Annotated in this window: 10 protein-coding genes; 1 reads left to right on the top strand and 9 read right to left on the bottom strand. The window is 44.9% G+C overall.

What is annotated here, in order from left to right; translation table 11 throughout:
- From carB to F7C14_RS09305, 6 genes are all read right to left on the bottom strand, one after another.
- On the bottom strand, positions 1-2,427 hold a 2,427-nt coding region (gene carB / locus F7C14_RS09330; RefSeq protein ID WP_290902187.1), incomplete at its 3' end, for a carbamoyl-phosphate synthase large subunit.
- Positions 2,428-2,436: 9 nt separating this feature from the next.
- Entirely contained in the window at positions 2,437-3,513 is a 1,077-nt protein-coding gene (gene carA / locus F7C14_RS09325) for a glutamine-hydrolyzing carbamoyl-phosphate synthase small subunit (protein ID WP_290902185.1), read from the bottom strand.
- The gene (purC, locus tag F7C14_RS09320; protein ID WP_290902182.1) at positions 3,506-4,531 is read right to left on the bottom strand and encodes a phosphoribosylaminoimidazolesuccinocarboxamide synthase; all 1,026 of its coding nucleotides are present in this window, start codon (positions 4,529-4,531) and stop codon (positions 3,506-3,508) included. Before purC ends, carA begins: the two co-directional genes overlap by 8 nt.
- Positions 4,518-4,991, bottom strand: a complete 474-nt coding sequence (locus F7C14_RS09315) for an AIR carboxylase family protein (RefSeq protein ID WP_290902180.1) — start codon at positions 4,989-4,991, stop codon at positions 4,518-4,520. Before F7C14_RS09315 ends, purC begins: the two co-directional genes overlap by 14 nt.
- Positions 4,988-5,272: a winged helix-turn-helix domain-containing protein gene (locus F7C14_RS09310; RefSeq protein WP_290902178.1), complete on the bottom strand. Its 285-nt coding sequence runs from the start codon at positions 5,270-5,272 to the stop codon at positions 4,988-4,990. Before F7C14_RS09310 ends, F7C14_RS09315 begins: the two co-directional genes overlap by 4 nt.
- Complete coding sequence (locus tag F7C14_RS09305; RefSeq protein WP_290902176.1) at positions 5,272-6,816, bottom strand: acetyl-CoA carboxylase biotin carboxylase subunit; 1,545 nt, start codon at positions 6,814-6,816, stop codon at positions 5,272-5,274. The genes F7C14_RS09310 and F7C14_RS09305 overlap by 1 nt, the downstream gene beginning before the upstream one ends.
- Before the next feature lie 91 nt (positions 6,817-6,907).
- Between F7C14_RS09305 and F7C14_RS09300 the strand changes: the two genes are divergently transcribed.
- A complete protein-coding gene (locus F7C14_RS09300) occupies positions 6,908-8,119 on the top strand; it encodes a DUF22 domain-containing protein (RefSeq protein ID WP_290902174.1) in 1,212 nt (403 codons plus the stop codon).
- Here F7C14_RS09300 and F7C14_RS09295 read toward each other — a convergent pair.
- The 3 genes from F7C14_RS09295 to F7C14_RS09285 all read right to left on the bottom strand — a co-directional run.
- Entirely contained in the window at positions 8,103-10,397 is a 2,295-nt protein-coding gene (locus tag F7C14_RS09295) for a DEAD/DEAH box helicase (protein ID WP_290902172.1), read from the bottom strand. The two genes, F7C14_RS09300 and F7C14_RS09295, sit on opposite strands and share 17 nt — an antisense overlap.
- Positions 10,394-10,741 (bottom strand): helix-turn-helix transcriptional regulator, encoded by a 348-nt coding sequence (locus tag F7C14_RS09290; protein WP_290902170.1) that lies wholly within the window; start codon positions 10,739-10,741, stop codon positions 10,394-10,396. Before F7C14_RS09290 ends, F7C14_RS09295 begins: the two co-directional genes overlap by 4 nt.
- Before the next feature lie 12 nt (positions 10,742-10,753).
- Positions 10,754-10,992: hypothetical protein (locus F7C14_RS09285; protein ID WP_290902168.1), on the bottom strand; the 239-nt coding region annotated here is incomplete at its 5' end.

Here is a 10,992-nt window from a genome sequence, read left to right as displayed (position 1 = left end):
CTTATCTACGACTTCTTTCGGTAGAGATTGCGGAGGAAGAACACATGCAGAATCTCCGCTGTGAACTCCCGCCTCTTCTATGTGCTCCATGATTCCTCCTATCAGAACGTCTTCTCCATCGCAGATAGCGTCTACTTCTACTTCTATCGCATCTTCAAGGAACTTGTCGATGAGAATCGGCTTCTCTGGGGAGACTTCCAGAGCCTCTCTTATGTACCTCTCAAGCGTTTCCTCGTCGTAAACGATCTCCATCGCTCTTCCTCCGAGGACGTAGCTCGGTCTTACCAAAACTGGATAGCCTATCTTCTTTGCCACTTCTTTAGCCTCTTCAACGCTGAACGCTATTCCGTTTTCTGGCTGGGGAATTCCAAGCTTTTTACATATCTCCGAGAACCTCTTTCTGTCCTCTGCTATGTCTATCGAATCAACGCTCGTTCCAAGAATTTTTGCGCCGCTCTCCTCAAGTTGCTTAGCTATGTTTAAAGGAGTTTGACCACCAAACTGAACGAAAACTCCTTCGGGCTTTTCGTTCTCGTATATGTTCATGACATCCTCATGGGTTATCGGCTCGAAGTACAGTCTGTCTGAGGTGTCGTAATCTGTTGAAACTGTTTCGGGATTGCAGTTGACCATTATCGTCTCGTATCCCTCTTCTTTCAAGCTGTAAACGGCGTGAACGCAACAGTAGTCGAACTCGATTCCCTGCCCGATCCTGTTCGGTCCACTTCCGAGAATCATGACCTTCTTTCTTCCACTCGGAATAGCGTCGTTTTCCTCCTCGTAGGTGGAGTAGTAATAGGGAGTTTTGGCTTCGAATTCGGCAGCGCATGTATCGACCATTTTGAAAGTCGCTACAACTCCTTTTCTTTTTCTTGCTTTTCTAACTTCTCTTTCTTCCACTCCAAAAATCTTTGCAATTTGGTAGTCGCTGAAACCGAATCTCTTAGCTTTTTTCAGCAACTCCTTTGGAACTTCCTCTATCGAGTACTTCTTTGCCGCTTCTCTAAGCTCCTCCTCAACGTCAAGAATGTTCTTGATTTTGCTGATGAACCACTTGTCAATTTTTGTAAGCTCCGCCACCTCATCAACGCTGAAACCGTTGAGAAGAGCGTACCTTATGTAAAATACCCTGTCCGGATTTGGAGTTATGAGCTTTTTCACTATCTCGTCTCTACTTGGCTGCTTGTCTTTTCCGTCGGCTCCAAGTCCGTACCTTCCTATTTCCAGACTCCTCAAAGCTTTTTGTAGCGCCTCTTCGAAAGTCCTTCCGATTGCCATAACCTCTCCGACACTCTTCATCTGCGTACCCAATGTTGAATCGGCTGTCGGGAACTTATCGAAGGCGAAACGCGGGATTTTTACGACCACGTAGTCTATCGTCGGTTCGAAGCTTGCTGGAGTTTCCTTCGTTATATCGTTCGGAATTTCATCAAGCGTGTAGCCTATGGCAAGCTTCGCAGCTATCTTCGCTATCGGATACCCGGTGGCTTTAGAAGCTAAAGCTGAGCTTCTGCTAACTCTCGGGTTCATCTCTATAGCCAAAAATCTGTCTGAATGTGGATGAACGGCAAATTGAATATTACTCCCTCCAGTCTCGACGCCTATCTCCCTTATTATCGCAATAGCAGCATCTCTCAACCTCTGATATTCGTAATCTGTAAGCGTTTGTGCTGGAGCGACGGTAATGCTGTCGCCGGTGTGTATTCCCATCGGATCGAAGTTCTCTATGGAGCATATTATCACGACGTTATCGGCTTTATCTCGCATTACCTCAAGTTCGAACTCCTTCCAGCCTATGACGCTCTCCTCGATGAGAACTTGGTGAATCATCGAGAGCTCAAGACCTTTTCTCACTATCTCCTTCAACTCTTCCTTGTTGTACGCAATTCCTCCTCCAGTTCCTCCGAGGGTGAAAGCCGGTCTTACTATAACGGGGTAGCCGAGTTCTTCAGCTATAGTTAAAGCGTCGCTCACGCTTTCGGCTATTTCGCTCCTTGGCACCTCAAGTCCTATGTTCTCCATGGCTTTCCTGAAAAGATCCCTATCTTCCGCTTTCCTTATCGCATCGACGTTAGCGCCGATCAGTTCCACTCCGTACTTGTCGAGAACGCCCATCTCGTAGAGCTGCACCGCTATATTTAAAGCCGTCTGTCCGCCAAGAGTTGGTAGCAGAGCATCTGGCGTTTCTCGCTCTATGATTTTAGCAACGACCTCAGCCGTAAGCGGCTCGATATAAGTTTTGTCAGCCATTTCTGGATCGGTCATTATTGTAGCCGGATTGGAATTAACGAGAACGACCTCGTAGCCTTCCTCTCTCAGAGCCTTGCAAGCCTGACTGCCAGAGTAGTCGAACTCCGCCGCTTGCCCTATTACAATCGGACCTGAGCCTATTACCATGATCTTTTTTATGTCCTCTCTCTTCGGCATTACACCACCTCAGTATTCTGCGAGCATATCCACGAAGAGATCGAAGAAGAAGTAAGTGTCGTGCGGTCCTGGGCCGGCTTCTGGGTGATACTGAACGCTTATAAGCGGAATTTCCTCGTGAATCATTCCTTCAACTGTGTGATCGTTTAGATTTATTTGGGTGACTTTCAAACCTTTTGGCAAAGTTTTTTCGTCCACCGCAAAATTGTGATTTTGACTTGAGATGAAAACTCTTCCAGTTTCAAAATCTTTAACCGGATGGTTGCTTCCGTGGTGTCCGAATTTGAGCTTGAACGTTTTTGCTTTAAAAGCTAAGGCTATTAGCTGATGTCCCAAACAGATTCCAGCCATCGGCACTTTACCAACGAGTTTTCTTATCGTCTCGATTGTCGGCTTTACTCTCTCTGGATCTCCCGGACCGTTGGATATGAAAACTCCGTCAAAATCTTCTTCGAGGATTTTCTCAGCTGGGTAATCGTAGGGGAAGATGGTGACTTCAACACCCCTTTTGACAAGCTGTCTGACTATGCTCCTCTTAACTCCGCAGTCTATTAACGCCACTCTGTATTTTCCTCCTTCTCCAACGATTTTTGGCTCTTTAACGCATACTTTGTCAACCAAATCAAGCTCGCTTATTGATGGCTGAGCTCTCGCTCTCTCAATTGCTTCTTCCCTCGTTACGTCTCCAACACCGATGTACGCCTTCATCGATCCGTAAATTCTGAGTTTTTTTGTAAGCATTCTCGTATCCACTCCTTCTATCCCGGGAATTCCGTATTCTTTGAGGAGTTCATCCACGGTTAGCTCGCTTCTCCAGTTATTCGGCTCCTTGCAAAGTTCTCTGACAACGAAACCTTCTACTTTAACCCCATCGCTCTCGAAGTCTTCTCTGCAGACTCCGTAGTTTCCTATCAGCGGGTACGTCATCATCAAAATCTGACCTTTGTAGCTCGGATCGGTTAAAGCTTCAACGTATCCCGTCATGCTCGTGTTAAAAACGAGTTCCCCTTCAGCGTCTCTCAACTCTCCGAAGGCTTTTCCTTCAACAAACGTTCCGTCCTCCAAAGCTAAAACAGCCCTAACCATAGTTTACCTCCACGTACTCCTTAGCTCTTCTCACAACTTCCTTCAAGTGCGGCACGTCAAAAATCCTCTTCCTCAAAACTTCATTGCATGTGGATTTGTAGAGCTCCGAAACTATCTCTTTTAACTCTTCCGGCAATCTTGGAGGAGTTCCTACGAGCTTTCTCCAGTTTTCCTTTCCTTTCACCGCTTGCAGCTTCTTGTACCACTCTGTGTTTCGGTAGTATATTCTCAGAAGCTCTTTACTGATTTCGAGCCCTTCGAATCTCAACCTACATTCATCTGGAGTTCCTAAAGCGTCAACAAGCCTTAAATTTCGTTCACCATCCAAAGCGAATTCGAGCTTTCCGTCTTCGTGAATTATTCCCCTATCGTAGAACTCTTTGGTTAGCAGGTTGTTTATTTTCAAAGTTGTTTCGATCAAGTTTGTCATCTCTTCCTCGCTCAGGTTGGCTATTTCCATAGCTTCTTTCTTCGATATATATCTGTCGTAGTCCTCGTATTTTGTGGAGAAATCCACTATCGGTCTTTTAAGTTTCTCCCCGGGTTTCGGCATTTCCTTTAAACCGAGATCCTCAAGTCTCAGTTCTCCCTTTTCGAGCCTCCTGAAAACGCTTGATCCTTCCGGCAGGTAGTTTCTGTAAATTACCTCAATTGGGAGGACGTAATTTCTTTTAAGTAGTTTGAAAGGCGTATAATCGTACTTTCCGTTCACAATTTCTGGTTTGAAAACTCTAAACACTCTCACAAGCATTTCGTCGGTTGGCTCGTAAAGTTCGTGGGTTCTATAGGTGGTTCTGTTAACAAGAAGGGAGATGTAGTGGGTTCTTACGATGTCCTTTTCCTTTACTTTTTCGAAGAAGTAGGCGGAAATTATGCATAGAGCTGCGCCTTTCCCCTCTATCGTGTCGGGCATAACTCCGTAATCGAAAACGGAAAATCTGTCGGAGAACTTCATTATCCCCAATCCGTACTCTTTTCCGGGGAGTATCATGATGTTAAAATCCTTAACCGTCCCCATTCCTAACCACCTCATCAGCTTTTTCAACCTCTTCTTTTTTCATCCTCTGATACTCTTCAACCTTTCTCCTCACGTTATCATCGAAGAGGGCTATAATTTTAGCCACTGCTAATGCGGCATTCTCTTCATAGAGAACGAGCATTGGTGCCACGCCGGAAGGCATGTTTATGCTCGAAAGAATGTCCATCCCCGCAAATTTATCGCTTATCGGTGGAGATGCTATAACTGGATTGGGTGTGTTTGCATCTACAAATCCGCTCAAAGCGTTACTCCTCCCGGCTACGGTGACGAATACTGCTTTTTCGTAGCTTTTTATAATCTCAAGGACTTTTTCTGGGGTTTTATGAGCCGATGCGACTCTAATTTCCGAATCAATACCGAAGTTCTCCTTCAACTTATCTCTAATCTTTTCACCAATTTCGAGGTCGGATTTAGAGCCAAGAATTATTACAACCTTCAAGCGTTCACCTCCTTTAACTCCTCAACAACCTCATCGTAAGCTTCAAGAAGCTTTTTGATCGATTTGACCCTCAGAAAGTAGTACTTCTCCGGATGTCTCACTTCGCAATCGAGAATGCCCAAATCGTAGAGGAGCTTGAGGTGTCTTGAAGCTGAGTATTCGGATATCCCCAGCTCTCCTGCAACCTGTTTTACGTTCATCTTTCCGTTCTCCAAAATTTTCTTGAGAATTTTCCTTCTTATTCTCGCTCTCAAAGCTCTTGCAAGCTTTTCGTCTGGCATTAAATCCACCCTAACGTTTTCAGTCTGCTTATCGTTTTCCAAGCTTCCGATGTTTTTATCTCTACGACTCCGGAATCTTTTAGGTATTCCGCTATTGCAGCTGAAATTGCTGCAGCTACAATATCCTCTTCGCTGACGAAGTGATCTGCCGTGAAAATTTCGTCAAGCCTCTTTTTGAGATGGGTTATGCTGTCGAGAACGCTCTTCACCCTCTCTATTATTCTCCTCTCTTCCACGAACCTTGTGTGAGTGTTTCCCCTCGTAAACTCCTCATCGTTGAGAACGACTATGTGGAAGGGTATGTTCGTCTCAACCCCCTCAATTATGTACTCGTAAAGGGCTCTCCTCATTCTTGCTATCGCCTCTTCCCTCGTTCTACCCCAAGCAATTAGCTTGGAGATCATGGGATCGTAGTAGGGTGGGATTTCGTAGCCCATATGGACTCCGCTGTCGACCCTAATTCCCGGTCCTCCCGGAGAGCGGTAGTGGGTTATTTTTCCAGTTCTTGGCAGGAAATTTATCGGATCTTCCGCGTTGATCCTGCACTCTATCGCATGCCCTCTAATTTTTACATCCTCCTGATCTATGCTCATCCCCTCTCCGGAAGCAATTCTTATCTGCTCTTTGACGATGTCTATCCCCGTAACCATCTCGGTTATCGTGTGCTCCACTTGCAATCTCGTGTTCATCTCTAAAAAGTATAGCTCCCCGTCTTGGTAGAGAAACTCCATTGTTCCAGCATTTCTATAACCGATGTGCTTCGCTCCTTTCACGGCTATTTTACCGAACCTTTCTCTCATTTCCTCGTCGAAAATTGGTGAGGGGGCTTCTTCAATAAGTTTCTGATGTCTCCTCTGAATGCTGCATTCTCTCTCTCCAAGATGCACAACCTTATTCTCATCTGCAAGAATCTGAAACTCTATGTGCCTTGGTTTAGGCAAGTACTTTTCTATGTAAACCGTCGGGTCTTTAAAGTACTTTTCTCCAAGTTTTTTACTTCGTTCGAAAGCCTTGACGAGCTCTTCTTCGTTTTTAGCTATCGTTATTCCTATCCCTCCACCACCACCGCTCGCTTTCACAGCCACAGGATATCCTACCTTTTCGGCAAACTCTTTAGCCTCTTCAACATTCTCTATCTCGTCGCTTCCTGGAATAACCGGAACTCCAGCCTCTTTCATCAATTTTCTCGCGTTAACTTTGGAACCCATCGCTTCTATCACATCGGCGGGCGGACCTATGAAAACTATTCCTTCTTCCTCGCATCTCCTTGCGAATTCCGGATTTTCCGCCAAAAAACCGTATCCGGGGTGAATAGCATCTGCTCCACTTCTTTTGGCAACCTCTATTATCTTTTCGATATTCAAATAGCTCTCAGAGGGTTCGGCTTTCCCTATATAATAGCATTCATCAGCGTAAACTCTGTGAAAGGATTTAACGTCAGCATCGGAGTAAACGGCAACAGTTTTAATTCCAAGCTCCTTGCAAGAACGCATAACCCTTACGGCAATCTCACCTCTGTTTGCGACGAGAATTTTCCTGAACATTGCTTAGTTGCGCAATGTTGCAACTTAAAAACGTTTCGAATCAAAAGGGTTATATATTATCCTGAATTAAAATTATAAACGGTGTTCTGAAATGTATCGAACTTTAGCCTTTAAATCGGCTAAAACGGCTTATTGGAAACTGCTTGTGGCTAAGGAAAGTTTAGAAGTCAAGAAGGGAGAAATCTACAGGGTTGAAGTTGAGAAAATCCGACTTCCTCCAAACACGATAGTTTCTCCGTTGGCGATAAAGAGACACGGCTACGGGATTGTTGCTGACGTTAAGGAGGATAGACCGGAGAAAATCGATGGAGAGAGGAGTATAGAAGCTGCATACTTTTTAGCAACTTCAGACGGAAACATCGAAGAAGGCGACTTAATCGGAGTCGTCAAGGTCTACCCAATTAAAACTGCTCCAGCAGAAATGATAAGCAGAGTTGAAGCTCCCGATGTGAACGTTAGAATGGAGAAGAAGAAAGTGAAGCTTGTTACGAAGAAGGGAAGAAGAGAAATGGAGATCGAAGAGCTATGGTACAGAAGGTGGAATGTTGCGGAATGGTTTCCCATCATAGCGGATGAAGATAAGAGCGTAGAAAAAGGAAAGCTTGAGGAGATAAGGATAAAAACGATAGAGCTACCACCGAACACGATTCCTGTTCCTCTTTACATAATGAGGAACGCTTACGGAACAGTTCTTGATTTGGAGGCTGTTGAGCTAAAGAGAGTTGAAGAGAAAACGAGGATAAACAAAGTTTACTTCCTGCCGGTTTTTCCCGGGGAAATTAAGAAAGGCGATCTTCTTGGAGTTCTAAACGTTTACTACATATCCGTCGGAGAGAGGAGCGTTCAGCTTTTACGTTACTTAACTGAGAAGGTTAAAGCGAGAATCGTTTACTGGGAAGACGAGTGGAGGGTCAACAGCAGCGAGATAGAAATCGAACCCCTCAGCTTCAAGAGAAGCCCTCTCGGGCTGATAGAACCTTTATTCAGCGCAGAAAACAAAAAGCTAATAAAAGGGGTTCCGGAAGTTGTGAAGATTGAAATGCTCGAATTTCCTTCTGGAACGATAATACAGCCAGTCTCCGGAAAATCCAAGGATCGGCTGATGCTTGTCGACGTTATGAGCTTTGAACCTCCGAGACTTGTTGAAGAAGACAAGAGGGTCACTCATGCAGTCGTTCTTCCAACGGAAACTACTGAGATAAAGAAGGGAGACTACATAGGGATGATGCTTGTTTACAACGTTTCTGTGTTGCTTGAGCCGTACTTCTTCATGAAGAGGCACGAGCTCAGGGGAAGTATCTGAATTCAGCCACTTCTTTATACTTTTCAACATCGGTCTTTCTTTTTTCGCCCCTGAAAATTTTCTCTATCGCATTTATAGCTCCGAGCCTGTTCAGAGGCTGATTGTTGTTGCCGCACTGGTAGCTGTAAGTACATTTCGGACAGCCGTCAACTCTTTTGCAATTGCATTTGTTCAGAACTTCGTAGGCAACTCTAAACGCTTTTTCGAGTCTTGAAAAGAGAAGCTTGCTAAGTCCGTTTCCTCCCGGAGTGGCGTCGTAGACGAAGATGTCCCCTTCCGGAGTTGATATGCCGCCCATGTAGTTACTCCCTCCTCCAGTTAACGAATTGCTCGCTTCGATTAAAACGTGCTCCAAAGCGTGAAAGCTTCCAGCGTAGAAATCTTCGTAGTCCAAGTAGTCTGGGAAAGGAGAGGAGAATAGGAATCCCTTAGTTCTAAAGGTGTAGCTTACTGGCTCGTCTAAGTAGTTTATTCCGACCTTCTCTCCGGTATACACGTTTTTGACGACGTAACCGAAGACCGAGATCGTCACGTCCATATCGCAGTAGATCGCATTTACTGGCTTTTCAATTTCTTCGATTTCCCTTATAATTCTTGGAATCGATGTGTAGAGGGGATCAGTGATTTCTTCTCCTTTTTCGTAGGGCTCGACTTCGGCAATGAAATTTGTAAGATCGAGTTTTAAGCTTCTAACTCTCCTGCCAGCATGGATTACAATTCCCCCGGGAAAAAGCTCCTTTATAGCCATTGGTAACGTTCTTTCTCCTATCTCTTTTCCTTCGAGCAGTATTTTTACTCTCTCTCCGATTCCCCTCATGTTGAAGTTTTTCAGAAACTCTTCCGCCTTTCTTGTCGCAAGATATATCCCTCCAGCATCAGCAAGATACCCTTCTTTTACGTATTCTTCCAGATTCTCCACTTCCCTTTCGAAAATTGCCTTTTCCTTAGCCATTGAGAGGATGTGGTATCTCTTAAGCTCCTCGTTATCCTTCTCCGCATAACAGAACATCTCGTCCTTGAAGTACTCCTCGGGGTTGTTTTTGTAGTAGTTAGCTATGGAGTCGTCCTCTCTTAAGATTAGCACTCCAACGCTTTCCTGTCCTTTTCTCCCAGCTCTACCGCACCTCTGGAGGAACTGGGGAAATGGAACGAGTTCGGAAACGACTGCCTCGACATCACCTATGTCTATTCCCAGCTCAAGGGTTGAGGTCGCTACGACGACCTTAACTCTACCCTCTTTAAACTCCCTCTCAACCTTCCTTCTCTCCTTTTTCGTCAGTCCCCCTTTATGCACCCTCGCCACAACTCCCTCTCTGTTCAAAATCCAGGCTATGGTTTCGACAGCTTTGTAGCTATTTGCGAATACGAGAGTCTTTTTTCCAAGTAGCGATTTAACGCAATCCTTTACGGCTCCGTAGAAACTTGGAGTGTAACGCATTATGAAGTGGAGAGTTCCCCTTCTCCCGGATGATTTTACGACCTCAAACTTCTTACCAAAAACGTACTCCGCAAACTCCTTTGGATTCGCTATTGTGGCTGTGGACGCTATTACCTTAAAATCCGAAAATCTTTCGAGTCTTTTCACGAGCCAGGCAACGTTGGAGCCGAGAAGTCCGCTATAGCTGTGAAGCTCGTCGAAAACGAGAAATCTAACTTTTTCGGCAACCCTTCTAAATGCCGGAGTGTTTCTTAGATGGTAGTCAATCATGTCGGGATTCGTGAGAATTATGTCGGCTCTACCGCTTAAAACTTCTCTTCTTTCCTCATAGCCAGAATCTCCGTCGAACTTTATCGCATTGAATCCGAAGAAGGAGGAGTAGAAAGAAATCTTTTCGTACTGGTCGCTTGCGAGAGCTTTCGTCGGGTAGAATATCAGAGCTTTTTCACCTTTTCTTAAACTTTCGAGGATCGGTATTATGAACGCCTCAGTCTTTCCGAAACCGGTTGGAGCCACTATAACGACGTTTTTTCCCTCCTTTATTTTCTCAATAGCTTCGACCTGAAACCTGTAGAGGGATCTGATCCCTCTTGACAACAGAGCCGATTTAGCTCTTTTTGAGAGATCTACTTCGTTTAAATCGACTTTTTCAACATCCTCCGGATTAAACCTTCTGTAAATTACGATCTCGTCCTCAGTGTCGAAGAGCCGTCTTAGCTCGCGAACTCTGCAGTATTTCTCGAAAATCTCTAAGTTCTTTTGTCGTGTGGAAATTTTCTCGCAGATACACCTGCTTTTAATTCTCCTGCACTTCGGACAGAAGAAATCTTCAGCGTTCATCCGAGGAGGGATAGAATTTTCTTTACTCTTTCGTCTATGAGGCTGTAGATTCTGAACTTGCCGACCACGTCTTCACGAACGATCTTAGCATCTCTTAGCTTGGCTAAATGATGACTCACGAGCGTTTGATCTTTGTTGACAACTGCTGAAAGAACGCAAACGCACTGAGGTGAGCTTAGCAGAGTTCTGACGATCTGGAGTCTTATAGGATTGGATATCGCTTTCAAAATTCTCGAATATTCCTCCAGCTCCTCATCGCTGTAAAATTCTATTATCGCATCCTCGTTGCAGATGCAGGCGTCTTCTTCAACGACCAAATCCCCTACCCTTACCTTCTCTACCATCTTCCGACCCCTCTATTGAATGAATTGCAGCAGCTGGGTAAAAATTTCATCGAAAACGCGAATGCCGTTCATTTCCAGAATCACATTCAGTATCGCCCCGATTATAGCTCCGACTATCAGCGAGGAGATAACCCTAACCTTTACGATCAAGATTATCGCTATGATCAGCAGTACGAGAGTTGACATCGCTCCCATGTTAGCAAGTTTTTGCTCTGTCTCCTCCATAGTCTTGTTGAGGAAGTCGAAAAGCG

The sequence above is a fragment of the Ferroglobus sp. genome, from assembly GCF_015521575.1.
In the GTDB taxonomy this organism is placed as follows: domain Archaea; phylum Halobacteriota; class Archaeoglobi; order Archaeoglobales; family Archaeoglobaceae; genus Ferroglobus.
This window is presented reverse-complemented; position numbering and strand designations above follow the sequence as displayed.

Coding starts and splice junctions, on each gene's coding strand:
- carA (WP_290902185.1), bottom strand. CDS start 3,513: ATGGTTAGGGCTGTTTTAGCTTTGGAGGACGGAACGTTTGTTGAAGGA.
- purC (WP_290902182.1), bottom strand. CDS start 4,531: ATGGGGACGGTTAAGGATTTTAACATCATGATACTCCCCGGAAAAGAG.
- F7C14_RS09310 (WP_290902178.1), bottom strand. CDS start 5,272: ATGCCAGACGAAAAGCTTGCAAGAGCTTTGAGAGCGAGAATAAGAAGG.
- F7C14_RS09305 (WP_290902176.1), bottom strand. CDS start 6,816: ATGTTCAGGAAAATTCTCGTCGCAAACAGAGGTGAGATTGCCGTAAGG.
- F7C14_RS09300 (WP_290902174.1), top strand. CDS start 6,908: ATGTATCGAACTTTAGCCTTTAAATCGGCTAAAACGGCTTATTGGAAA.
- F7C14_RS09295 (WP_290902172.1), bottom strand. CDS start 10,397: ATGAACGCTGAAGATTTCTTCTGTCCGAAGTGCAGGAGAATTAAAAGC.
- F7C14_RS09290 (WP_290902170.1), bottom strand. CDS start 10,741: ATGGTAGAGAAGGTAAGGGTAGGGGATTTGGTCGTTGAAGAAGACGCC.